We start from the raw sequence: 24974 nt of genomic DNA, 5'->3' as shown, positions 1-24974 counted from the left end.
ATGTCTGAAATGCAGACTGATACCGGCGTGGTCTACCGGCGCCTGCTTGGTTATGCCAAACCCTATTGGCCGCTGTACAGTGCTGCGATCGCCGCAATGGTCGTCTACGCTGCGACCGATACCGGTTTTGCTGCCCTGATGCGGCCGCTGCTCGATGGCAGTTTCATCGAGAAAGACCCCGACACCATACGCATAATTCCGGTGCTGATGGTCGCGCTGTTCCTGGCACGTGGTCTTGCCGGTTTCGTGGCGAACTATTGTCTGAACTACGTCGGCCGCCATGTAATAAAGAAGCTGCGCGGCGAGGTATTCGAAAAATTCCTGTTATTACCCACTGCCGTGCACGATCAGAGCTCGACCGGTGTCTTGCTGTCCAAGCTTACCTATAACATCGAGCAGGTTGCAGAAAGCACGACCAATACAATAACAGTGATCATTCGCGACACGTTGACGATCATTGGCCTGGTGATCTGGATGTTCTATCTCAATGTGCAGCTGGCATTGTTCATTTTTCTGGTCGGACCTATGATCGGCTGGCTCATGCGTATCGTCAGCGCACGGTTTCGCCGTTACAGCCTGCGTATCCAGGACTCGATGGGTGACGTGACGCGTGTGGCCGAAGAAGTCCTGTCGAGTCATCGTGTCGTCAAGGTTTTCAATGGCCAGGAATACGAGCGGCGCCAGTTCGAGCGGGTCAATGAGAAGAACCGCCGGTTGTTCATGCGCATGGTGGCAGTACGGGCGATCAGTATCCCGGTCATCCAGCTTATTGCCGCGTTTGGCATGGCCGGAATCGTTTTCCTGGCAACACGGCCCGAAATGCTCGAACAGCTTACCGTGGGCACGTTTATTTCATTTTTTACCGCCATGCTGATGCTGATGGGGCCGCTCAAGCGGCTGACAAACGTCAACGCAAACCTGCAGCGTGGCATCGCCGCGGGCAAGAGTATTTTTGAAATCCTGGACACCTCGAGCGAGCCGGCTGGTGGCGAGCGGAGGCTGGATCGGGCGCGCGGCGACATGGCATTCGAGGGCGTGCAGTTCAGTTACGACGCAGCAAAGGGTGATGTGCTTTCCGGTATTGATCTTGCGGTGGCGGCAGGCCAGACCGTCGCGTTTGTCGGACGCTCCGGCAGCGGCAAGAGTACGCTGATAAACCTCCTGCCACGTTTTTACGATGTCACTGGCGGCCGTATTCTCATAGACGGGCACGATATCAGGGAGTATCGCCTGGCGGACCTGCGCCGGCAGATTGCACTGGTCAGCCAGGATGTAACCCTGTTCAACGAGACCATTGCCCGTAACATTGCCTACGGCACAATGGAGCGTGCTGATGAGGCGGCGATCGCCGCTGCCGCAAAAGCTGCCCACGTAACGGAGTTTACTGACACGCTGCCGGACGGGCTGGACACCCTGGTCGGCGATCGCGGCGTGCTGCTTTCAGGTGGCCAGCGCCAGCGTGTTGCCATTGCACGCGCACTGCTCAAGGATGCGCCGGTGCTGATTCTCGATGAGGCAACATCGGCGCTCGATAGCGAGTCCGAGCGCCACATCCGTCAGGCGCTGGATGCACTGATGCAGCACCGCACGACTCTGGTTATTGCGCATCGGCTGTCGACGGTGGAAAACGCAGACCTTATCGTCGTGCTCGACAGTGGTCGTATAGTCGAGACGGGCACACATGCCAGCCTGATCGAGCGGGGCGGACACTACGCCTCCCTTTACCGGATGCAGTTCGACGAAGAGCCGATAGAGTGAGCCTCGAGCACAAGCTGCTCGACACCTGGTATGGCGGTAACAGATCTGGCTGGTGGCTCGCGCCGCTGGGGGCGTTGTTTCATGCGGTGAGCGCAACGCGTAGCGCGTTGTATCGTCGCGGCGTCCTCGCCAGCAAACACCCGACCGCGCCGGTGGTGGTGGTTGGCAATATCACAGCCGGGGGCACCGGCAAGACACCCCTTGTCATCTGGCTGGCTGAGCAGTTTGCCGCAGCCGGTGTGCGCGCTGGCGTTCTGCTGCGTGGATATGGCGGCAAGTCATCGCGATGGCCGCTGCAGGTCGAAGCAAATACCGATCCTGCGCTGGCTGGAGACGAAGCGGTCCTGATCGCACGCCGCACCGGCGCGATGGTTGTTGCTGCTCCCGATCGCGCGGCGGGCGCAGCACAACTCGCGGCTGCAGGTGTCGACGTTATTGTCTGTGATGACGGGTTACAGCACTATCGGCTGGCGCGCGACTGCGAAATTGTCGTTGTCGATGCCAGCCGCGGCTTTGGTAATGGTCGCTTCATCCCGGCCGGGCCACTGCGTGAATCAACTGATCGCCTCGGAACGGTCGATGCCGTGGTGGTAAACGGCGCCGGAGGTGACTGGCCTGACTGCCTGCGGATGCACGTTGTCGGAGATCGCGTGGTGAGCATTGGCGACGGCAACAGCAGACCGTTGGCGGAATTCAGTGGCCAGCGGGTGCATGCGGTAGCCGGCATCGGCAACCCGGCGCGTTTCTTCGCGCTACTGGAGGCTGCCGGGCTGAAGCCGGTGCGTCACGAATTTGCGGATCACGCTGTATACCGGCACAGTGATTTTGACTTTGGTGACGAGCTGCCCGTGGTAATGACGGAAAAAGACGCAGTCAAGTGCAATGACTTTGCGACTGCAGGGATGTATTTCCTTAAGGTCGACGCGGTGCTGGACGATGCGGCAGAGCTGCGGCGTCGCGTGTCAGCCGCAACCGGGCTGCAGCTGGGCTGAGATTGATGGCATTCAAGGTAGTCATACCCGCGCGTTTTGCTTCGAGCCGTCTGCCAGGCAAGGCGCTGCGGCAGCTGTGCGGGCGCACCATGCTCGAGCACGTCTGGCGGATTGCCACTGCCAGCGCTGCTGACGAAGTCATCGTGGCAACCGACGACGAGCGTATAAGGGATATCGCGACGCAGCTCGGGGCGGCCGTGATCATGACGGCAGCCGATCACCCGTCCGGCACTGACCGCATAACAGAGGTCGCGGTCAGCCGCGACTGGGGGCCGGACACTGTTGTGGTCAACGTGCAGTGCGACGAGCCGTTGCTGCCACCGCAGCTGATCGATCAGGTTGCCGGCCTGCTGGCTGGCGGGGCTGATATTGCAACACTGGCGGTGCCACTCACCGGTGACGATGACTTTCGCGATCCGAATGTGGTGAAAGTCGTGATGGCGCAGTCCGGTCGGGCGCTGTACTTCAGCCGCGCGCCGGTACCGTTCCACCGTGATGCGCCGGATGAGCCGGCTGGCATGCTGCGTCACATCGGGCTTTACGCCTATCGCGTCGATGGGTTAAAAAAGCTGTGTGAGATGCCGCCGTGCCAGCTTGAACTTACCGAACGGCTGGAGCAGCTGCGGGCTCTGTGGGCCGGCATGCGCATCGATGTTGCACTGGCCGCGGCGCCGCCGGGGCCAGGTGTTGACACTGCAGAAGACCTGGCGAGAGTAGAAGCGATGATGGAGGGCAAGTCATGACACGCGTGCTGTTCGTGTGCATGGGAAATATCTGTCGCTCGCCGATGGCCGAGGGCGTATTTCGCAAGCTGGTCGAGGAAGAGGGCCAGCTCGATATCGAAGTCGATTCGGCCGGCACCCATGGTTACCATGCTGGCGATCCGCCCGACCCGCGCGCTGTGGCTGCGGCACAACGACGCGGCATCGATATAAGCATCCTGCGGGCGCGCAAGGTTAGTGATACGGACTTCGATGACTACGATATTGTTGTTGCCATGGACCGCAACAACTATTCGTTACTGTCACATCGTTACCGCAAGAGTGCGGGTCGCTTATCCCTGTTTATGAAATACGCCGGTCAGCGCGACGCCGACGTGCCCGACCCGTACTACGGCGGACAACGCGGCTTCGAGCATGCTCTCGACCTGATTGAGCGCGGCGCCCGCGGGTTGCTGAAAGACATCCACCGCAGGCTCTGACTCACTCGTCGCGCCGTGGCCCGGGCCGATCCGGTGCGGATGACCATACCGTGTAACTGCCGCCGTCCTGTTGAGTTGCCGGCTGGTTCGAAGAACTCCCGGCTTCCTGTTTTGGCTTCTCTGCAGTTGTCTGCTTCGGTTTGTCCGCATCCGGCTGCTTCGGTTTGTCTGCTGCTGGCTGTTTCGGCTTGTCTGCAGTGGGCTGTTGTTTTTCGGCCGCTGGCTGCGACTGCTGCTGCTGGCCGTTACCGCGATCGCCCGCCGTAGACTGTGCGTCACCCTGAGGACGCCGGTTGCGATTGCCGGAACGCCGGCCGCCGCGCCTGCGACGACCTCGTGAACGCCGGCCGTCGGTTTTGCCTTGATTCTGACCCTGGCCCTGGCCCTGCTGTTGTTCCTGCTTTTGATCAGATTGTTTTGATTCCGCGCCCTGATCCTGTTGCCTGGGCTGCTGGCCCGACTGGCGCTTCTGCCCGCCGGATTTCTTGCGCTGCGTCTTGCGGCGCTGGTCGCCATCATGCGCCTGCCGCTGGTTCTGCTGCCGACCACGACCACCACGCGGGCGGCGCCGACGTTGCTGTTGTTGCTGTTGCTGGCTGCTGCGACGCGGCTTGGGCGCTGTTGGCGCGGGTTCCTCGCCGGCACCGAACAGCGCGCGCCACATGCGCACGAATATTCCTGGCTTGGCCGGACCGGCCGGTGCTGCCGCGGCCGCTTGCGGTACGGGCACCGGTGCGGGCGCCGGCGATTCAGGCACCACGACTTTCACTGCCGGCTGTTCCGGCGGCCTTTCGCGTTTGGCACCGGCGGCATCAGCCGATTCCTCTTCCAGCGACGGCATGCGATAGCTTGCCGCAGCGTTCTCCGGCAGCCGTACTTCGTCGTCGCGTACGCGGCGAATGGTGTAGTTGGGTGTTTCCAGTTCCGGTGTTGGTACGATTACGACCTGAATGTCGCTGCGCTGCTCTATGGTGTTTACCCAATCGCGCTTTTCGTTAAGCAGGTAAGTACTGACGTCTACCGGTAATTGCGCGATGACGCGCGCGGTTCGTTCCTTGCGGGTTTCTTCGCCGATCAGGCGCAGAATTGCCAGCGAAAGTGATTCGACATCACGTACGGTGCCATGACCGTTGCAGCGCGGGCAGACAATGGCGCTGGATTCACCCAGCGATGGCCGCAGCCGCTGGCGTGACATCTCCAGCAGGCCAAAGCGTGAAATTCGCCCGATCTGCACCCGTGCCCGGTCCTGCTTGACGGCATCGCGCAGCCGGTTTTCCACGTCGCGCTGGTTGCGGTTTTGTGACATATCGATGAAATCGATAACGATCAGGCCGCCGATATCCCGCAGTCGTAATTGTCGGGCTATCTCGTCGGCAGCCTCGAGGTTTGTCTGGGTTGCCGTCTGCTCGATGTCACCGCCCTTTGTTGCACGGGCAGAGTTGATATCGATTGATACCAGCGCCTCGGTCGGATCGATGACGATACTGCCGCCGGACGGCAGGCGTACCGTGTGCGAAAACGCCGATTCGATCTGGCTCTCGATCTGGTACCGGGTAAACAGCGGAACCGGGTCTTCGTACAGTTTCAGCTTGTTGATGTTGTGCGACATCACCGTCTGCATGAAGCCGCGCGCCTCTTCAAAGACGGTCTTGTCATCAACCAGTATCTCGCCGATATCCTTGTCCAGGTGATCGCGTATCGCCCGGATTATTGCGTTGCTCTCCTGGTAGACCAGGAATGGAGCGGGGCGGTCGGTGGTGTCCTGGATTGCCTTCCAGATAGTCAACAGGTATTCGAGGTCCCAGCCCAGTTCGTCGATGCTGCGGCCGACGCCGGCGGTACGTACGATGAGCCCCATGCCCTCAGGCACGTCGAGCTGTGAGATGACCTCGCGCAGCTCGTTGCGTTCGTCACCGGCGATCCGGCGGGAAACGCCACCGGCGCGGGGGTTGTTTGGCATCAGCACGATAAAACGGCCTGCCAGGCTGATAAAGGTTGTGAGTGCAGCGCCTTTGTTGCCACGCTCTTCCTTGTCGACCTGTACGATCAGCTCTTGTCCTTCGCTGAGTACGTCCCTGATGTTGACGCGATTGCCGGCATCAGGAGTCTGGCGAAAATAGCTGCGGGATATCTCTTTCAGCGGCAGGAAGCCGTGTCGTTCGACGCCGAAATCGACGAACGCAGCCTCCAGGCTGGGCTCGATCCGGGTAATCTTCCCTTTATAGATGTTGGCCTTTTTCTGGCTGCGTGACGGAACCTCGATATCGAGGTCGTACAGTTTCTGGCCATCGACCATTGCAACGCGCAGTTCTTCGGGCTGAACCGCGTTGACCAGCATTCTTTTCATGCTGCCCCTTCCTTAAATTTTCAAAGGGGCTGTAGTCCAGGATCAGCCGCCGGGAGCGGCCTGGAGGCGAAGGTTTACTCGACCAAATCGATCCGCTTTATTCATATGCGGTTGGGAGGAAAATCCTCAACTCTGTCCTGTGCCGCAAGGCCGTCGTTATGACAGCATCCAGCACAGCGAAAAATCCGGAACAGAACAGCCCTGATTCGTCCTGCAAGGACGTGTTTCAATTCATGCGACCGCGGCGTATAGCTACCGGTCCGGTCGCGGCGTTCTATCTCAAGCATGTGACGGGGGCACCCAAAAGGTGCCGGCTAGCAGCGCCACCGCGGTACTATAGCAAAGGCACTTTGGCAGCTGCAATGCATAAATGATTGAATACTATGACCGATTCGGGTGGTAAAACCGGGCACCCGCGGGCCCGCACGGTGACGGTGGCCGAGGATTTTGCCGGCCAGCGCGTCGATAATTTTCTCGCCCGCGAGCTGCGTGGGGTGCCGCGCAGCCGTATCTACCGCATTTTGAGGCGTGGCGAGGTGCGGGTGAACCGCGGCCGGGTGCGCCCCGGGCACCGCCTGGAGGCCGGTGACCTGGTACGTATTCCGCCATTGCGCCTGGCCACACCCGGAAATGATGCCCTGCCGCCGGCGCTGAGCCGCCGTCTCACCGACGCGGTCATATATGAGGATCAGCGTCTGCTGGTGATGGACAAGCCGGCCGGTGTGGCGGTGCATGGTGGCAGCGGCCTGAGCCATGGCGTAATCGAGGCTTTGCGCAAGCTGCGCACGGATTGTCATTCGCTCGAGCTGGTACACCGTCTCGATCGTGAAACCAGCGGCTGCCTGATGATCGCAAAGAAGCGCAGCGAACTGCGTGCGCTACACGAGCTGCTGCGCAACGGGGCGATGGAAAAACGATACCTTGCGCTGCTGGCGCGCCGCCTGCCGGAAGACCTGGTGGTAGTTGACACGCCGTTACGCGTGGTACGGCGTAATGGAGAGCGTTTTGCCGAAGTGGCTGCCGATGGGCGCCCGGCACATACGGAATTCCGGCGGTTGCAGAACTTTCGTCATGCGACGCTGGTAGAGGTGCTGCTGGGCACCGGACGGACTCACCAGATACGTGCTCACGCTGCATCGATAGGCAACCCGGTAGCGGGGGACGAGCGTTACGGTGATGCCGGCGCCAACAAGCGCTTTGCCCAAGGCGGACTACGCCGGCTGTTCCTTCACGCCCACGCGCTGCGCTTCGAGCGTCCGCACAATGGTGAAGATTTCCAGGTCAGCGCACCGCTGCCGGATGACCTGCGTGAAGTGCTGGACAGCCTGAAGCTCTAACGGCTCAGGGAACCTGGTAACCGGCACGACGCAGTGCCGATGCAAGCCAGATTAACGGCAGCCCCATAATCGCTGTCGGGTCTACGGTCTGGATGCGCCAGAACAGGCTGATGCCGAGACCCTCGGCCTTGAACGCGCCCGCACAATCGAATGGCCGCTCGGCTTCGAGATAACGCTGTATTTCCTCGGCATTGAGCGAGCGAAAATCTACCCGCGTGCAATCTGTATGGTGCTCGTTAATGCCGCGACCGGTGTCCATCACGCTGACCGCAGTGTAGAAGGTTACTTCCTGGTCAGATGATTCCAGCAGCTGGGTACGCGCGGTTTCAAAGTCACCAGGTTTACCGAGAATGTTGTCGCCACGGGTGGCAACCTGGTCGGAGCCGATTACGACCGTGCCGGTATGCGCCGCGGCAACGGCACGGGCTTTTTCGCGCGCCAGCCGGGTGGCCAGGTGCTCGGGCGTTTCGCCGCCATGGCGGGATTCGTCGATATTTGGAGCAATGCTGTCGAACCGCAAAGCGAGGCGGTTGAGCAGCATCCGGCGGTACTTCGAGGCAGACGCCAGCACCAGCGCCGGGCCATCGGGATGATTCAAAGGTTTTTCCTAGTGATTACAGCCAGTTATGTACAGTTCTTTGCTTTGACACTGCGTAACAGGGCCACTATTATAGCGCGCTTATGTCCGCGTTATGGTTCGAGAAACTCCCGCTGGCCACATTGGCCGGTGATGCTTCAGCAGGCAGCGTTGAATTGCCGCTTGCGGCGTTGCCGCGTCTGGCAGAAGCAGTTCTGCCTGACACCGGTCCGGTAACGGTAAGTTGTCAACTGAGTGGCGATCAGCCGTTGCTGCTTGATGCACGGGTCAATGGGCGAGTGCGAGTTGCCTGCCAGCGTTGTCTCGAACCCTTACAGATCGAAGTCGATGACGAATTGCACCTGGCGCTGAGCACGGTCGATATCGACAGTGAACAGTTACCGGCTGGTTACGAACTGCTGGTTGTACCCGATGGCGAACTGCGGCTGGCCGACCTGATGGAAGACGAAGTGCTGCTGGAGTTGCCTCTGGCGCCACGGCATCCGGCAGGCGAGTGTGGTGCTCTGACCGGAGACCTGGAGCAGCTTGAGAAGCCGGCGGCAGAAACGACTACACCTTTTTCTGGTCTCGCAGACATGCTGCGCGACCGGCATTAATTCCTGGAGAGAGAAATGGCAGTACAAAAGAGCCGCAAGACGCCTTCGCGGCGTGGCATGCGACGGTCGCACGATGCGTTAAGCAAACCCGCATTGTCGATCGACCCTACTACCGGTGAAACTCATCGCCGCCACCACGTCACCGCCGACGGTTACTACAAGGGCAAGCGAGTGATCGAAGTCCTCGACGAGGACACCGAAGACTAGGGCCATGCCGGGACACTCCCAGCGTCCGGTGGTAATTGCCGTCGACGCAATGAGTGGCGATCGCGGGCCTGACGTTGTGGTCAAGGCGGCGCAGGCTGCGCTGCAGCGACACTCCCACGTTTCTATAGTGCTGACCGGGCCCGAGCCGGTGCTGGCGGCTTTGCTGGGCGAGATTGATTTGCCTCGCGGCAGGGTGAGTATCGAGCCTGCTGCCGAGGTCGTTGCCATGGACGACAGTCCGGCCAGGGCGCTGCGTGGAAAGAAAAATTCCTCAATGCGACGCGCGCTGGAGCTGGTCAAGGCCGGCACGGCAGATGCCTGTGTCAGCGCCGGTAACACCGGTGCGCTGGTGGCCAAATCCCGCTATGTACTCAAAACCATGCCGGGTATCGACCGGCCGGCGATAGTCTCTGTTATCCCGGCGCGCGCCGGCCACACCTGCATGCTCGATCTTGGTGCCAACCCGGATTGCAGTGCCACGCACCTGCTGCAGTTCGCCGTGATGGGGTCGGTGATTGCAGGGGATATTTTCGAGATAGATTCGCCGCGGGTGGGGCTGCTGAACATAGGCGTCGAATCCATCAAAGGCACTGAGGTAATCCAGAAGGCCGGTGAGCTGTTGCAGGGCTCGACCCTGAACTACATTGGCTATGTAGAAGGTAACGATATTTTTTCCGGCCGGGCCGATGTTGTGGTCAGTGACGGGTTTACCGGCAATGTCGCCCTCAAAACCATCGAAGGTGCGTACCGTGAAATTCTCACGGTGCTGCGCGAAGAATTTGCCAGTGACCCGTCAGCCCACAGCCGTCTGGCCGCCCTCGGCGCCCGGCTCGACCCGCGGCGGTATAACGGTGCCAGCCTGGTCGGTCTGCGTGGGGTGGTGATCAAAAGTCATGGCAACGCTGACGAGTTTGCGCTGGCCAATGCCATCGACCTGGCCATGCTAGAGTCGGAAAAAGGCGTGCCGGACCAGATCGGCGAGCAGCTGGCGCAGATGTTCCCGGATGCGGAGGTTTCCTGAATGTATTCACGTATAGCCGGTACCGGACGCTGTTTACCCGACAAAGTTCTTACCAATGCCGACCTGGAAAAAATAGTCGATACCACCGACGAATGGATTCGCAGCCGCACCGGTATCGAACGACGTCACGTCGTATCCGAGGGTGAAACCACCGGTACGCTGTGCGAAGGTGCTGCGCGGCAGGCAATGGAGGCCGCCGGCGTCGGCGCTGATGACATAGACCTGATCATTGTCGGCACGACGACGCCGGACCAGGTTTTTCCCAACATGGGTTGCCTGCTGCAGGAGCGGCTTGATATCCACGGCTGCCCGGCGTTCAGTCTCGAAGCCGCATGCACCGGGTTTATCTACGCATTGAGCGTGGCCGACAATTTCGTGCGTGCAGGCACGGCGAAATGCGCGCTGGTGGTGGGTGGCGAGACGCTGACAAACATGGTGGACTGGAACGACCGTGCTACCTGTGTGTTGTTCGGTGACGGTGCCGGCGCGGTGATACTCGAGCCGGCCGAAGAGCCGGGCATCGTCTCGACCCATCTGCATGCCGACGGTGCTTACAAGGACCTGCTTTATTTCCCCGCAGGTGTCGGTCAGGGCATGGACAGCATGCGTCAAGAGAATTGTTCGATACAGATGAAGGGTAACGAGGTATTCCGCGTCGCCGTCAATACGCTCGGGTCAATCGTCGAGGAAACCCTGGCGGCAAACAGGATGACCCGGTCTGACCTCGACTGGCTGATTCCGCACCAGGCCAACCACAGGATTATCCAGGCCACCGCTCGCAAGCTGGGTATGTCGATGGAGAAAGTGATCCAGACGGTACAGGATCACGGCAACACGTCGACAGCGTCCGTACCTATGGCGCTGGACGTTGCCGTTCGCGAGGAAAAAATCAAACGCGGTGATTTGATGTTGCTGGAAGCCTTTGGTGGCGGCTTTACCTGGGGCTCAGCGCTGGTTCGTTACTAGACCTGAAACAGGTTCTGCGACGCCCACCGGCGTTGGTTCGCTATTAGTCTTTAATAAGGTTCTGCCACACTGCATCAGTGCGCCAGCTCCCCGTCGGGTTCTGATCTTCGTCGGCCGGTTTGGCCTCAGCTTCCTTGATGTGCTTCTGCCAGACTGTAAACGGGTCCCAGTCCCGTGCTTCTTTGCTGCCGGCATCCGGCTTTGATCTTTTGTCGCTCATGGTCGCCCCCCGTTGTCCTTATTGAGCCACTTTACAGTCTAGTACACAATTTGTGACTATTCTGTGAACCAGTTCACATCGCAAGCCGTCAGACCCCCCTGCAACGCTGGGTAACAGCGTCGCAAACACGCCCGTAACGTGACAAAGTTCACGTAATTCACTGGATGTCGCGGCAAGCAACTATGTCAAGCCTGGTTGATCTCAGCCACCGGATCGTCAGCGGTGTGCAGACCTATCCCGGTCTGCCGGCGCCGATCGTAGACGCTTATCTGAGTCACCAGGACTCGCGACCACATTACACCGATGGCACCGAGTTTCAAATCGGGCATATAGAGATGGTTATGAATACGGCGACTTATGTTGACTCTCCGTTTCATCGGTTTCGCGAAAAGCCCGATATCGCAGCGTTACCGCTGCACCGACTGGCTGACCTGGAGGCTGTTTGCATTCATACACACGGTGCCTGCCTCGACGTTGCTGCGCTGCACGGACTCGATCTGCGCAACAAGGCTGTACTGATTCACACTGGCTGGTCGCAGCACTGGGGCACACCGCACTACTTTGAAAACCACCCGTTTGTGACACGCGACGCTGCACAGTGGCTGGCGGACAAAGAGGTAAAGCATGTCGGTATTGACTCGCTGAATATCGACTGCATCAAGGATGGTACCCGTCCTGCCCATACGATTTTGCTTGGCGCGGGAATCCCGATTACCGAGCACCTGGCCGATCTTGGTGCATTGCCAGATGCGGGCTTTCGCTACTTTGCTGTGCCGGTCAAAGTGGTTGGTGCCGGCTCGTTTCCGGTGCGGGCGTTCGCCATTATTCCCTGAATGGCAGGGAACATCGTCCCAATGTTACAGAATGATGGTGTGTTCGTTGCAATTCGAGACTTAAAACTATTAAGTAGCGTCCTCCACAATTGCCGCTGCCGCTTCATATATAAGCCCCAGTTTAATGACCTCGATAGCTCGTCAGCCCGACAACTCCGAAGAGCTCGAGTGGTGCCACTCGTTGCTCGCTGCTATTGCAGCTATGCAGCAGCAGTTGCAGCCGGGTTCACGCCACAGCGACAGCATTAACTGCATTCTGTCCCGGTCACTCGAGTTGACTCACAGCAGCGGCGGTATGCTCGCCAACGTTGTTGGCGGCGAACCGTGCCGGCTGACCGATGTCGTACCGGCCGACGTTCCGCGGGAAGATACGCTGGTCGATTTTGATCGGCTTGCCCGTACGGCAATCGACCGCAAGCGTGCCGTGTTCTCCGATCAGGATGAGGGGACTGCTGCGTTGCCATTGAGTATCGGTAGCGTCGTGCACGGCGTGCTGGTGTTGTCTGGCGCGCCGCTGCGTTGGAAGCCGGAGCTGGTTGAATCGATGTCGCCATTTACCGGCACCGCTGCTGCAGTACTGCGCCAGTTCCAGGAGGACCTGAGCGCGCCGCAGGTTGACGCCGTGTTTGATCACCTGGCTGATGGCATCCTGACGGTCGATGTCGAGGGTCGTGTCGAATCAATGAATGCGGCCGCCGAGCAGATGTTCGGCTACAGCCTGGACGAGGTGCTGGAACAAAGCGTAAGGATGCTGTTGCCGGAGCCCTATGCCAGCCGTCATGACGAGAACCTGGAGCACTATCGCCGCACCGGCGAAATTCGCATCATGGGTTACGGCCGCGAACTGGACGGTCAGCGCAAGGACGGGACAGTCTTTCCGCTGGATATCTCGGTGAGCCAGATCGAGATCCAGGGTCGTGACGTATTCGTTGTCATCGCCCGTGACATCACCGAGCACAAGGCGCAGCAGCAGCTGGTGGAACTGGAACGCGCCAACTCGCAGACGCTGGAGCTTCTGGTGCGAATCGATGCAGTGACCGGTATTGCCAACCGGCGGCATTTCGACGAGGCACTGACGACGGAAGTGCGGCGGGCTGCTCGCGACAGTAAGCCGGTGGCGCTGGTGCTTTGTGATATAGACTTTTTCAAAGCGTTCAATGATCGCTACGGCCATCCGGCCGGTGACAAGGCGCTGCATGCGGTTGCCAAGGCCATTGAAAGCTGTTTCCAGCGTGCGGGTGAGGTGGCGGCACGCTACGGCGGCGAGGAATTCGGCATCGTGATACCCGGTGCCAGCCTGGAACAGGCAGCCGAACTGGCCGGCAAAATGCACCGGACCGTAGCTGGCCTGTCGATACCGCACAGTGCCTCGCGGGTCGCTGATCACATCACCCTCAGTATCGGTATCGCCAGCGCAGTACCCGGGCCCCATTTTGACCAGCATCGGCTGGTGGAAGAGGCCGACCGGGCGCTGTATCGCGCCAAGGGTGCCGGCCGCAACCGCATCGAGCTGGCGCGCCAGTAACAGCAGACCCGTCCGCCCGTCCTGGACTACGATCAGGGTTGTTACACAACCCGGACGATCTTCAACAACACAGGGGATGTCGGCGGCAACCGTATTGAACTGGCCTGAGCCGACAGCGGGCGTGGTGACCGCTCCCGCGCTACCATTAGGCTGAACCTGAAACCGGATGGCTGTAATGCAGGCAACTGAGCCCCTTGCGATAAAGCGCTTTGAACGCGACGGCTACCTGGTGGTGCCTGGCCTGGTCGATGCAGCGATCCGCCGGCGCATGCTCGACGTGGTTAACGGCGCGCTGGAACCGTTGCAGGGTCCGGCCGAATTCGAAACAGAGGTGGGCTACCCTGGCTCGCCCGCGAGTCGCAGCGCCGCCGGCGGTGACACCGTGCGACGCCTGCTGCACGTCTATTCTCGTGATGACGTGTTTCGCCAGTGGGTTTCCAGCCCTGACGTGGTGGCGTGGCTGCGGGTGTTGATGGGCAGCGAGCAGGTAATGCTGTCGCAGGGTCATCATAACTGCGTCATGACCAAGTACCCCGGTTACAGCAGTCGCACGATGTGGCATCAGGACATCCGCTACTGGTCATTCGACCGGCCGGAACTGGTGTCGGTATGGCTGGCACTGGGGGCCGAGCGCGAGATCAACGGCGCGCTCAAGGTGATACCGGGCAGCCACGTGACAGCTTTTGATCGTGGCCGGCTCGATCGTGATCTGTTTCTACGCCCCGAGCTGGCACAGAACGCGGAGCTGATCGATCAGGCTCGTGTAGTCGAGCTGGAACCGGGCGATACGTTGTTCTTCCACAGCCGCCTGTTTCATTGTGCCGGCCGTAACGACAGCGATACGGTCAAATACTCGGCAGTTTTTACCTACCACACCGCGGACAACCGCCCGATCCCCGGCACACGCTCATCAAACTATCCGTCAATTGCCGTGTGAACGCGGGAGCGGCTGTGGGAGCGGCTGTGGGAGCGGCTTCCAGCCGCGACTACCTGCAACAGGGTTGTGCAAGAGCGAGCTGCTACAAGTTTCCGTGGGAGCGGCTTCCAGCCGCGACTACCTGGAACAGGGTTGTGCAAGAGCGAGCTGCTACAAGTTTCCGTGGGAGCGGCTTCCAGCCGCGACTACTTGCGACCAGGTGCAAACCCTGTGGCAGGTTTTGGATAGGGTTCGCGGCTAAAGCCGCTCCTGCAGGGAATCTTTGACACCACGCGAGAGGCGGGCTTCGTGGGAGCGGCTGTGGGAGCGGCTGTGGGAGCGGCTTCCAGCCGCGACTACCTGGAACAGGGTTGTGCAAGAGCGAGCTGCTACAAATTTCCGTGGGAGCGGCTTCCAGCCGCGACTACTTGCGACCAGGTGCAAACCCTGTGGCGGGTTTTGGATAGGGTTCGCGGCTAAAGCCGCTCCTACAGAGAATCTTTGACACCACGCGAGAGATTCTTCGCGGCTGAAGCCGCCCCTACAGGCGATCATTGGCACAACACGCGACAGCGAATCTTTGGCATCATGCGGAGACATCAGCGGCTAAAGCCGCTCATGTATGAGACTAACAGGTAGTAATGTCAGCACCATCTCTCAATGAAGCGACAATGGCTGCGGCGGTCAAACAACTGTGCGTCAGTGATCCCGTACTGGCTCGCGTTATCCAGGATCGCGGGCCACCACCTTTCTGGACACGTTCGCGCGGCTGGCAAACGCTCGTACGCATCATTCTCGAGCAGCAGGTATCACTTGCATCGGGACGCTCGGCCTTTCGTCGGCTGCGAGCCGGCGTCAGCCCGTTTTCCGTGACCACTCTGGCCGCCACTTCGCTCGAACAGCTGCGCGGTTGCGGTCTGACACGCCAGAAGGCCGGTTACGTACAAGGGCTGGCCCGTCACGTTGCAGACGGTGATCTGAATCTGTCAGTCGTGGCCCGGCAGCAAGACGATGAAGCCCGCGCAGCGCTGTGTTCGATTCGTGGGATTGGCCAATGGACCGCTGACTGCTACCTGTTGTTTGCGCTACGGCGTCCTGATGTGTGGCCGCCGGGTGACCTGGCCCTTCTGCGCGGTATCGAGGATCTGTACCGAACCCGGAGCGAACGTCGAATCGCACGTCTTCTGCGTACGTGGCAACCCTGGCGCGCCGTAGCAGCACGAATCCTGTGGCACGACTACCTGGAGCGCCGTCGTCGCATGTAGGAGCGGCTTCAGCCGCGAACCCCATCCAAAACCCGCCACAGGGTTTACACCTGGTCGCTAGTAGTCGCGGCTGGAAGCCGCTCCCACGAAGCCCGAAGAACCTCTCGCGTGGTGCCAACGATCGCGTGTAGGAGCGGCTTCAGCCGCGAAGAATCTCCCGCAGGGTGTCAATGATTGCGTGTAGGAGCGGCTTTAGCCGCGAATGGGGGTGAATTATCGTGGCGGGGCCTGCACGGGGTTCGCGGCTGAGGCCGCTCCTACAACCGTGTCTGCTGTTGTTCGAGTTCGACGTAAAACAGGAACAACGTGCCGTTGTAGCGCGGGGACGCGTCGGCTGGTGTGGTGCCCAAATCAATTTCCGCGTCGGCCAGGAACAGGGCGCGCAGGTCACCATCGATGCTGAAGATGCTGAAACCGGTATCGCCGGCCGGATCGTAGTTTTCCAGCAGCACACTGCCTTCAAGAAAATGACTGCGGCTGCTGTCGCGGCAGTTCTCGTAGCGTGCTTCGAAGGCATCGCCGTCACCGATGCTGCCCGCACCAGAGCCACTGGCGTCCGTAGTCCAGAACAGCACCGACTCCCCATTGCCGTCGGCTGCGGTGTTGTCACAGGTCAGCGCGAGCGACTGGTTAAGATTCATGCCTTCCAGGACAGTCTTGTTGTCTTCGACATCGGTAATAATGTCTTCCAGCAGCAGCGATGTCCGCAGGACCACCTCGATCATGTTGTAGGCGGCTGACGCCATACGCAGATCGAGAGCGGCGTCGTTGTCATCTTCCAGTGCAGCAAAATCAGACCAGCTGTAGCTGTCCGTAGTCATGCTGTCACCGACGATGGTTTCGACGCCGTTGGCTGTTACCGACACGAGTGTCGTCGTGCCGTCGAACAGCGTGCTGAACTGTCCCGCGGTGGGGTTTCGGTCCAGACCGACATCCAGCGGTGCCGTGACGTTAAAATCAGCGGTGCCTTCCAGCAGTTCATCGGTCGTCTTTGCCGTGACGTTGAGCGTAAAGCGGCTGGTGTTGTTGAGCTCGACAAAACTGCGGTCCAGCGTAAGGGTCGCACCCTGGGTGCTGTCGTAGCGACCGCCCAGCAGCATGTCGTCGATTTCCACCAGCCGGCTGTCCACCTCGCGACCGAGCGGTGTTTCCAGTGAGGCTATGGTGAAATCGACGGTGACCGGAACCGGCGGGTCCTCAGGGTCCTCGTCGGTCAATGTGCTGGCAATGATAGTTGCCAGGCCTGTCAGCCACACCAGTGCGAGCAATAAGCGTCGTGTCATCGATGATCCCTTCGTGTCACGACCAGCACCGTCCAGGCTGCCGCGGTGGCAAGCAGAGCGGCGGCCAGGTCGGCAATATCAAAGGTGCTGCGACTGGCGTATCCATGCAGCAGGGTGATTTCAGCGAAGCGCCCGAGCTGCAGCACTTCGGCAACAAATTCCGCGCAACACCAGCACAACAGGGCAGCGACCGGCCGGCTGCTGGCAAGCACCGCGGCCGCAATGCCAAAACCGAACGTATGGAGGAACGTGGGCAGCTGGCCGGAGTAGGGCGGTGCCAGCGCCATTCCGGTCGCGAATACGCTCAGCGGCCGGGCATAAAGGTACACGGCGCAGCCAAGCAGCAGCGCGCCGGTGGCAGCGATCAGCGGGATGTGCCGGTAGCCGAGTGGATGCATAGCCTGTGATTATGCGCCGCCGTCGTCATGGCCGGCAATGCGTTCTGCTGCAGCCTTCTTCTGCAGCTTACGCTCTTTCTTTTCCGTGACATCAACCATGAAGCCGCGCAACTTTGACGGCTTGGCATTCTCGTCACGCACCACGTTGACGATATCGTGCACCCACAGCACCCGCTCGTCGGTGGTGACAATGCGGTATTCATGGTCGAAATTCTGCAGCCGGCGCGAGTTGTTGCGGCGGGTCTTCATTGCCTTCTTGCGGTCGTCAGGATGCACCAGTTTTTGTGACCAGAAATCTTCCTCATACCAGGCTGATTGCGGGTACCCGGTAAACTCTTCCGCCAGTTCGCCGACGAAAGTCAGCTGGTGTGTGCTGGCATCGCCTTCCCAGGGGATCAGGCGCAGAACTTCGGCAAGGTCGTGAAAGCGGTCCTCGCTGGCCTGCAGCGCAGTCGCAGCACGGGTACGGGCTCTCTCGGCAGTAACGCGGTCGGTCACGTCATGCAGGATGATCAGGTTGCCGGGCTGGCCGGAACGGGCGACATATTCCGAGGCCGTGATCTCGACAAAATGCGGATGCTCGCTGTCGCCGCCAATGCGAAAGTGTCCGACATAGGTTTCGTTGTCATTCAGAGCACGATCCAGCCGGATGCGGTCGACCGGCATGAAAAAATTCTTGAATGGCGTATCGAGCACGTCGCGCTCGCTGACGTTGAGTATTTCGCTGCCACGCCGGTTCAGTGTCTGGATGCGGCCGTTGGCATCAAGCGTGAGCATGCCGATGGGGGCATTATCGAGCACGCTGTCGAGATACTGGCTGGCATCCCAGGCCTGGCCCGCGCCGCCGGCTGATTTTGGTGCTTCCAGCCGCCGCGAATAGCTGCAGCGACGGTGGGCTCGGTTGACGCTACGGCCGATCACATCTTCCAACTGCTCGATATTGTCGACAGACAGCAGCTTGACCGCATCGGCAAGAAACGGGCTGAACTCGATTTGGCGCCGGTAGGACTCGGCCTGGTCGCTCTCGGCCAGGATGATGATCTGGATATTGCGGTCCAGTTTCTGGATGTGCTGTGCGACTCGTACCGGCTCTTTCAACGCGACGCCCAGGACTACTACTTCGCAGTCCAGCGTGCCAAGGCTGGAAGCGGTCAGTAGCTGCTCGACACTGTCGAGCGTCAATACCTCCAGCCGAGGCGTCGCCTTGGCCGATACGCGCTGCACTCGTTCCGGCTTCACCTCGACAAAGGTGACGCGGCTGCGTAATGAATTGTCGCCTGCAGTCTGCATCAGATTATTCCTGCTGCCGGGCAAGCTTATAATTGCTCCGCCGGGCTTGAGATCGCGCATTGTGCACCCATCAGTGCCGACTGCCAACCTCTTGCATGGTGTCTGACGGCGCATGTGGGAGCGGCTTCAGCCGCCAGGCTTTCCCGCGCGGTGTTTCGCCGCACGTGTAGGAGCGGCTTCGTGGACAGCCCGCGCGGTTTTCCACGCACCAAAAAAAAGCCCCGCAGAACGGGGCTTTTTTGCATCCATCGACGATGCAATCAGAACGTAAACTTCACGCTGGCCGCAACAAAGTCGCGGTCATGGATTTCGTTCTGGAACCCGGCGCCAAAAAAGCGCGAGTAACTCATGTCGAACTCCCACTGGTTCTGATAGGTGAAGCGGTTGCCGATCGTCAGCGCCTTGCGACCCGCAATAAACGCACCGGCCGGCCCTGGTGTAATGCCATCAACATCGTGCTGCCAGGCAAGGCGTGGTGACATGTTGAAAGAACCGAACACATTGCTGTAATCGAGACGTCCGGCAAGGCGGTAGCCCCAGGAATTCTGGTCCGGGAAGTGCTTGGCGGGCAGGAGGGGTTTGCCTGGATGCGCGCGCTCGGCAAGCGTGATGCCGAGGGAAGGGATAAAAGAATCGTTACCACTGACTACAGTTCCCGGGGCGTCAAATCGAAGTTCATCCTTATCCGGAAAATTGTGTACATGATGGAAAGCGACTTCGAACAGCCCCACGGCCAGGTCGGCACCAAACTTCGGTCCAAACAGCCGGGTCAGGGCCATGTCGGCCTGGGTGTAGTCGCGGCGCAGGTAGCCGTTGATTGTAGTCAGCGGTGGCGTATTCGGGTTGAACTGCGGGCTACCACCGAGGAATGAAAAACTGCCGAGCTGGCCGAATTGTGCGAACGGCTGGCGCAGGGGGCTCAAACCAGCGAACAGCACTTCCAGGTCGTCAATTTGTAGTGGCCGGTTCGCATGGTGCGCGATTTCTCCCTGCAGCGCGGTTTGTCCAATTGTGGTGTTGATGCTGGCCGCAAACATCTGGATGTCTTCGGGGTAGCTGGTGAAAAACTGGGCTGTCCCGCCTGCCGGTGTACCGAAAGGATCGGCGCCGGTTGAAGGCGTGTTGGCGAATGCATCGGTCGCATAAGCCGTTGCAAGCACGGTAACATCGCCACCCGTTACCGCGGCGTTGGCTATGCCCTCAACCATGTACTGCGGCAGGTTTACACCAAGAGCTACGGCAGCATCGATCGCGCCCTGGACATCGCCCGGGTTGGCTGCGAAGTATTGGCCAGCAGCATCCAGTATAGCTGGCGTATTGACGCTTACCCCGGCCGCAATGTTCAATCCTTCAAACGAACCGGTGCGGGCGCTGATTAGCGGCAAACGACTGTGGTAGTTGAAATAATAGAAGCCGAACTCGGTTCCGTTATTGAAGTCCGGGGCAAAGTAACGTAGCGCCCAGCCCCACTGGCCGTCGTCGGAAGGAAATACCGATGGGCCACGCGGGATGCTGTTGAACCCACGATCAAACGGGAAGAAATCCGGATTCGGGAAATCAGGCGTGTCGCCAAATCCCAGCCGTACTTCACTGCCGCCCGCAACAGCAAAATCATTAGTTGAGAAATACGTGCCAACAGCGTCGGGATTGGTCTTATCCCAATCGTACTGGTAAACAACTTCCAGGTCGGCGTTCGGTGTCAGGCCAATCGAAAAGAACACGAGGTCCTGAGGCAGAAGTGCTTCCCGCAGTTCAGCGCCAGGCACCCGCAGTGCACTGACGTTGATGTGATTGATGACGTTCGCGCCGCCCTGGATGAATGTGCTCTCGCCCCAGTTGATTACCTGCTCGCCGATGCGAATTTCAGCAGGCCGTTCACCGATATCAAACCGCCAGGATACGAACGCATCGAGCAGATCCCCGTCTGTTCCAGCAAGGTCCAGGGCCGCATCACTGAGCGGAGTGCGCTCCCGCTTTTCGTTTTTCAGCTCGAAATCATAAAAATAAAAGCCACGCATAAAAAGACTGAAATTGGAGGGGCCGTAATTCAGCTCCAACTCACTCGTGAGCTTCAATGCGTTGCTGTAAATGCTGCGATTGAAGTTCTGGGTGCCGTCATCGCCGTTTACCGAGAATTTGGTGCCGCCGTTGACCAAGCCAACAAGATTGTCTGCCGCAGCCTGCAGCCGATAGCCCAGGCCGTAAGACACGGTGGTATCCCAGCTGCCGTACCAGTCACCGGAATCAGATTCAAACGACACGGCGCTGGCCGAATGAGGCAGGGCCGCAAGCACTGCAATACTGAGAACCCTGCCTGTAGCTTGCATTAGATCTCCTTTCACGATTGCGATTGCTGCTGCACCTGCGTTACGTCGCAAGAGCAGCAATAGAAGCCCCATTCCCAGAAGCAGCCATCCCGCTGAACCAACCCCGCCCACGTCTTTCCGGACGAATTCCGGTGGAACCGTGAGCGGCGCGACGGCGCCGGCTGACAACAGAATGACGGTGGTTGTGTCAGCGCCACGTGTCAGGGCTGCGCTGTTACTGACTATCGTAATCGATGCGCTCTTGTTGCCGGCGACGACAGGGGTGAACACAACGCCGATAGTGCAGCTGGAGCCAGTCGCGACCGAACCGGTGGTGCAATTTTCGGTAACGGAAAAGTCGCTGGCATCGGAACCACCAAGTGTCACCGAGTTGATGAACAGATCTTGGGTACCGGTACTTTCGATGGTGATGTCGGTGCTCGCTGAATTGCCGAGTATCACTGAATCGCCGTCGCCGACATCAATATCCAACGCGGCTGTATCCAGTCGCGCGCCGCGGAATACGAACCCGGACAGGTTCACCTCCGGTGGCGTACTGCCGGTGTCATTGGAATTTATTGTCATTGTGCCCTGCTTGTCCGGTTCGGTAAGGGGCGCAAATACTACAGTTACGGTACAGCTTCCACCCGGTGCGATGGGGGCCGCTTCGCAGTCCTCTGTGCCTGCTGTTGTTGTATCGACACTGAACTCACCGTCCCCGCCGGCAAAGCTGATCGTGATGCTCAGGTCCTGGTCACCGCCATTACTTACCGTTGTGGTCGCTCTTGCCTCTGACAGGACATCGATCGGTGCCGCCGGGCTGCCGAATGACAGTGTCAGCGGATCGACTTCGATGTTCGGGCCGGCAAAAAGAACCGAGCCGGTTGTATTAACCGTCGTCGGCGAGTTGCTTGCTGTCGAAACGATGTTGAAAGAAGATTGCGAAAGGCCGGCCGCAGTTGGCGTAAATGCGACCTGAATCGTGCAGAATTCTGTGGGTAGAAGAATCTGCCCAATAATGCACCCGTTCATCGTTATTTGAAAAGGCGGAGCCAGCGTTGCGACGGACGTAATGGTTACAGAATCAACTCCGGCTGTATTGTCGCCGATGTTTTGAATGTCAACACTCAGAAACGCAGGCTGATCAAGTGGAACCGGGCCAAAATCGACCGGGTTCGGTGTTGCGCTGAGGGTAGGGGGTCTCAGGAACCCTGCCGTGCCGCCGACACCGCCAAGGAATACCGTTGTTGCCGAAAACGTGCCGGCAGTGAGATCGAAGTTGATCGGTATTTCAATTCCGAACGTCGGCGAAAAGGTAGTGATGTCGAAACTGCCGCCCGCGGGAAAGCCAAAGGCGTCAAACTGGATTGCAGCCGCATCAATGCTCAGCACCGGGACGTGACTGCCAGGGCCAGGGCAGGCCCCGGGTGGGGGCGCGGACGAAAAACAAAAGCCGCCAACGTTTACGTTGATTGCGTTGATGTCACCAGTACCGGCGATACCGCCAGGCCCGGGATTGTTGATATCGACCGGGCCGCCCACAGCGGTACCGGCAGGCGTCAATCCGGCTAACGCACCCGATGCGGCGGTGACGACACCATCGTAATTAAAGACTTCGGCGTTTGCGTTGGCTGCCAGCACCACGGCCAGGCCGAAGCCTGCCCAGCTCGGAATACGTTGTTTGGTCATTGTTCAATCCTGTAATCCCCATTGCAGGCTTGTTGGGCCAGGTGGCCCGCAGCCCGGTTTTTTTGGCCTCTCCCACGGCTGGAGCCTGCGCCCAGCACCAGAAAACGCCTGCGCTGAATCATCCGGCGATTTGCCACAACTGTCAAGACAGTTCCCGTCCGGTCCTTATTGATTTCCATAGAAAAATTACCCGGCCAGGCGATGGGGGCCTGGGCTGCCCCCGATACTGTGAACAACTGTAATCCTCACGTCGCTCAGCACGTTATGTGAAGTCGGTTGCTGTTTGTCTGTGCAGGGTGGTATACAATTGTGACGCTGTCGACGGTGGGGTTCCCCGGTCGGCGCTAATGACAAGTAGAAATTTTTTCCTGATTGGGGATATGCAATGACAAAAACACGCATTTCAACCGCATTGGCGGCTCTTTTGCTACTGGGCATGGTTGGTACTGCCAGCGCAGCCAGCTTTACTTACGTTGGTGCAATTACTGCCGCCGACGGTGCAGTAGCTGGCCTGTTGTGCGGCGATACTGATCCAATGTGCGACGCGACCTTTGCGGCGTTTCCGGACGGCGTACCGTTTGGCGGTGTTGTAGATTTTAACGCCGATGGCAGCATTAACACGCTGTGGTTCCAGGTCGGTGAGTTTTTCTTCGGTGATTCATTCACTGGCAACTGCCTGCCGCCGACTGATGCAACGTGCATGGTTACCGACCCGGCCTACGAAAACAATCCGTTCGATCCGTCTGCTGCGCCGGCCGCCTTTGCACCGATTCGCGCGAATACGATTATGAGCACTGTAGGACTCGTGGGCGGTTTTCCGACCAGTGGCGCCTTCTCGTTCGTGGCGTTCAGCCCGACTTTCGGTTTCGACCTCGGCACCATCACGGGCAATCTGGACGATGGTTCGTTCGCTCTTGACGCTGGCTTCCTGGGCGGTGCATCCGGCACGGGCGCATTCGTTGGAGCTCCGATTCCGATTCCGGCAGCCGCATGGTTGTTTGGCTCAGCGCTGATCGGTCTGGCCGGTCTGCGTCGCCGCAGCTGATACGATCAGTATGGAAAAAACCCCGTCTTTGACGGGGTTTTTTTTATCTATCCGAAGTAAAAAAAAGCCAGGTTTACTGCTATGAAACATCTTCAAAAATACCTGATACTCGCAGCGCTCTTGATTGCTGCGCCCGCTAACGCAACATCATTCAGCCAGATCGTCGTGTTTGGCGACAGCCTGTCAGACGTTGGCAATCTATCGCTAACGCTCGGCGGGACCGTCCCCGGTGCACCTTATGACAACGGTTATTTCAGCAATGGCCCGACCTGGGTGCAGACGCTGGGTACGATGCTCGGTCTTGGCCCGACCAGCCCGTCGGTGACGCCAGGTGGCACGAATTATGCTTATGGTAGTGCGCGCACCGGCGTTGGGGTCTTGGGCTTCATACCGAGTCTGATTACCCAGTCAAATCTGTATCTCAACGATGTTAGTGGGGTGGCTGACTCCAATGGGCTTTATATCATTTGGGGGGGTGGCAACGATGTCCGTACCAATGATGCGGATACTGCAAATACGGCCACTGACATAGCCAGTATTGTCAGCAACCTGATTGCGGCTGGCGCTACCAATTTTCTGATCCCGAATCTGCCGAATATTGGCCTGACCCCGGAGTCACTCGGTCCGGGGGATGGGGCACCCGGTGGCGATGCCGCTACAATGACAGCATTGACTTTGGCCCACAATAACGCACTGGCTGATCAAGTGGCCGCACTGGCAGCAGCAAATCCGACATTGAATATACAGCTGTTTGACGTGTTTTCGATTTTCAACGGGATGATCGATAACCCTGAAAGTTTTGGCTTCAGCAACGTCGATACAAGGTGCTACGATGAAGACGCCGGAACTGTGTGTGGCAACCCGGAGGAGTTTGTATTCTGGGACGGCATCCACCCGACGGCGGCCGCGCATGCGTTTTTGGGAGACCTGGCATTCGAACAACTCAGCAGTACAGTAGTACCGATTCCGGCAGCCGTGTGGCTGTTCGGCTCGGCCCTGTTCGGCCTGGTCGGAGTGCGTCGCCGCGCCTGAATTAATCTCCAATTCGATACAGTATCAATATTTTCAAGCCCTGCTTTTGCAGGGCTTTTTTTTACCGATGGAGCGGCAACTGTGGTGTCCCGATGTCCCGATGTGCCGATGTGCCGATGTGCCGATGTGCCGATGTGCCGATGTGCCGA

22 protein-coding genes are annotated in these 24974 nt (G+C 59.2%); 15 read left to right on the top strand and 7 right to left on the bottom strand.

Annotated elements, in window-relative coordinates:
* From msbA to HKN06_00425, 4 genes are read left to right on the top strand one after another with little or no spacing between them, the layout of a single operon-like run.
* Positions 1-1758 carry a lipid A export permease/ATP-binding protein MsbA gene (msbA, locus tag HKN06_00440; GenBank protein ID NNF59773.1) on the top strand — a complete coding sequence of 586 codons (1758 nt, stop codon included), beginning with the start codon at positions 1-3 and terminating at the stop codon, positions 1756-1758.
* Between the two features lie 14 nt (positions 1759-1772).
* The gene (locus HKN06_00435) at positions 1773-2750 is read left to right on the top strand and encodes a tetraacyldisaccharide 4'-kinase (GenBank protein NNF59772.1); all 978 of its coding nucleotides are present in this window, start codon (positions 1773-1775) and stop codon (positions 2748-2750) included.
* A 5-nt stretch (positions 2751-2755) separates the two neighbouring features.
* Positions 2756-3493: a 3-deoxy-manno-octulosonate cytidylyltransferase gene (gene kdsB, locus HKN06_00430; GenBank protein ID NNF59771.1), complete on the top strand. Its 738-nt coding sequence runs from the start codon at positions 2756-2758 to the stop codon at positions 3491-3493.
* The gene (locus HKN06_00425; GenBank protein NNF59770.1) at positions 3490-3951 is read left to right on the top strand and encodes a low molecular weight phosphotyrosine protein phosphatase; all 462 of its coding nucleotides are present in this window, start codon (positions 3490-3492) and stop codon (positions 3949-3951) included. The genes kdsB and HKN06_00425 overlap by 4 nt, the downstream gene beginning before the upstream one ends.
* A 1-nt stretch (position 3952) precedes the next feature.
* On the opposite strand, the gene rne is transcribed toward HKN06_00425, so the two are convergent.
* Positions 3953-6298 (bottom strand): ribonuclease E, encoded by a 2346-nt coding sequence (rne, locus tag HKN06_00420; GenBank protein ID NNF59769.1) that lies wholly within the window; start codon positions 6296-6298, stop codon positions 3953-3955.
* 383 nt (positions 6299-6681) lie between these two features.
* Here rne and HKN06_00415 point away from each other — a divergent pair, with 383 nt between their 5' ends.
* A complete protein-coding gene (locus HKN06_00415) occupies positions 6682-7635 on the top strand; it encodes an RluA family pseudouridine synthase (GenBank protein ID NNF59768.1) in 954 nt (317 codons plus the stop codon).
* Between the two features lie 4 nt (positions 7636-7639).
* On the opposite strand, the gene maf is transcribed toward HKN06_00415, so the two are convergent.
* Positions 7640-8233: a septum formation protein Maf gene (maf, locus tag HKN06_00410; GenBank protein NNF59767.1), complete on the bottom strand. Its 594-nt coding sequence runs from the start codon at positions 8231-8233 to the stop codon at positions 7640-7642.
* 83 nt (positions 8234-8316) lie between these two features.
* On the opposite strand from maf, the gene HKN06_00405 reads away from it, so the two are divergent.
* Genes HKN06_00405 through HKN06_00390 form a run of 4 tightly spaced genes read left to right on the top strand, consistent with a single transcriptional unit; the run spans position 8317 to position 11023 of the window.
* The gene (locus HKN06_00405; protein ID NNF59766.1) at positions 8317-8829 is read left to right on the top strand and encodes a hypothetical protein; all 513 of its coding nucleotides are present in this window, start codon (positions 8317-8319) and stop codon (positions 8827-8829) included.
* Positions 8830-8844: 15 nt separating this feature from the next.
* Positions 8845-9036 (top strand): 50S ribosomal protein L32, encoded by a 192-nt coding sequence (gene rpmF, locus HKN06_00400; GenBank protein ID NNF59765.1) that lies wholly within the window; start codon positions 8845-8847, stop codon positions 9034-9036.
* Between the two features lie 4 nt (positions 9037-9040).
* The gene (plsX, locus tag HKN06_00395; protein ID NNF59764.1) at positions 9041-10057 is read left to right on the top strand and encodes a phosphate acyltransferase PlsX; all 1017 of its coding nucleotides are present in this window, start codon (positions 9041-9043) and stop codon (positions 10055-10057) included.
* Positions 10058-11023: a ketoacyl-ACP synthase III gene (locus HKN06_00390; GenBank protein NNF59763.1), complete on the top strand. Its 966-nt coding sequence runs from the start codon at positions 10058-10060 to the stop codon at positions 11021-11023. It abuts the gene before it with no gap.
* Between the two features lie 43 nt (positions 11024-11066).
* On the opposite strand, the gene HKN06_00385 is transcribed toward HKN06_00390, so the two are convergent.
* On the bottom strand, positions 11067-11243 hold the full coding sequence (locus HKN06_00385) for a hypothetical protein (GenBank protein ID NNF59762.1): 177 nt from the start codon (positions 11241-11243) through the stop codon (positions 11067-11069).
* A 182-nt stretch (positions 11244-11425) separates the two neighbouring features.
* Here HKN06_00385 and HKN06_00380 point away from each other — a divergent pair, with 182 nt between their 5' ends.
* The 4 genes from HKN06_00380 (at position 11426) to HKN06_00365 (ending at position 15782) form a co-directional block, all read left to right on the top strand.
* Positions 11426-12076: a cyclase family protein gene (locus tag HKN06_00380; GenBank protein ID NNF59761.1), complete on the top strand. Its 651-nt coding sequence runs from the start codon at positions 11426-11428 to the stop codon at positions 12074-12076.
* A 124-nt stretch (positions 12077-12200) separates the two neighbouring features.
* On the top strand, positions 12201-13601 hold the full coding sequence (locus HKN06_00375; protein ID NNF59760.1) for a diguanylate cyclase: 1401 nt from the start codon (positions 12201-12203) through the stop codon (positions 13599-13601).
* 175 nt (positions 13602-13776) lie between these two features.
* Complete coding sequence (locus HKN06_00370) at positions 13777-14538, top strand: phytanoyl-CoA dioxygenase family protein (protein NNF59759.1); 762 nt, start codon at positions 13777-13779, stop codon at positions 14536-14538.
* A gap of 620 nt (positions 14539-15158) precedes the next feature.
* Positions 15159-15782, top strand: coding sequence for a DNA-3-methyladenine glycosylase 2 family protein (locus HKN06_00365; protein NNF59758.1), 624 nt, complete (start codon positions 15159-15161; stop codon positions 15780-15782).
* A 257-nt stretch (positions 15783-16039) separates the two neighbouring features.
* Here HKN06_00365 and HKN06_00360 read toward each other — a convergent pair whose 3' ends face one another.
* The 4 genes from HKN06_00360 to HKN06_00345 all read right to left on the bottom strand — a co-directional run bounded on the left by HKN06_00360 (position 16040) and on the right by HKN06_00345 (position 22748).
* Positions 16040-17065, bottom strand: a complete 1026-nt coding sequence (locus HKN06_00360; protein NNF59757.1) for a hypothetical protein — start codon at positions 17063-17065, stop codon at positions 16040-16042.
* A complete protein-coding gene (locus HKN06_00355; GenBank protein ID NNF59756.1) occupies positions 17062-17463 on the bottom strand; it encodes a hypothetical protein in 402 nt (133 codons plus the stop codon). Before HKN06_00355 ends, HKN06_00360 begins: the two co-directional genes overlap by 4 nt.
* A gap of 9 nt (positions 17464-17472) precedes the next feature.
* Positions 17473-18753: a PAS domain-containing protein gene (locus HKN06_00350; protein NNF59755.1), complete on the bottom strand. Its 1281-nt coding sequence runs from the start codon at positions 18751-18753 to the stop codon at positions 17473-17475.
* 260 nt (positions 18754-19013) lie between these two features.
* Positions 19014-22748 carry a DUF1302 family protein gene (locus tag HKN06_00345; protein ID NNF59754.1) on the bottom strand — a complete coding sequence of 1245 codons (3735 nt, stop codon included), beginning with the start codon at positions 22746-22748 and terminating at the stop codon, positions 19014-19016.
* A gap of 385 nt (positions 22749-23133) precedes the next feature.
* Here HKN06_00345 and HKN06_00340 point away from each other — a divergent pair, with 385 nt between their 5' ends.
* Together HKN06_00340 and HKN06_00335 are read left to right on the top strand one after the other, a co-directional pair.
* Entirely contained in the window at positions 23134-23793 is a 660-nt protein-coding gene (locus HKN06_00340) for a VPLPA-CTERM sorting domain-containing protein (protein NNF59753.1), read from the top strand.
* Between the two features lie 81 nt (positions 23794-23874).
* Complete coding sequence (locus HKN06_00335; GenBank protein ID NNF59752.1) at positions 23875-24825, top strand: phospholipase; 951 nt, start codon at positions 23875-23877, stop codon at positions 24823-24825.
* Positions 24826-24974 lie beyond the last annotated feature (149 nt).

It is taken from the genome of Gammaproteobacteria bacterium (assembly GCA_013003425.1).
Lineage (GTDB): Bacteria > Pseudomonadota > Gammaproteobacteria > Steroidobacterales > JABDKV01 > JABDJB01.
This window is presented reverse-complemented; position numbering and strand designations above follow the sequence as displayed.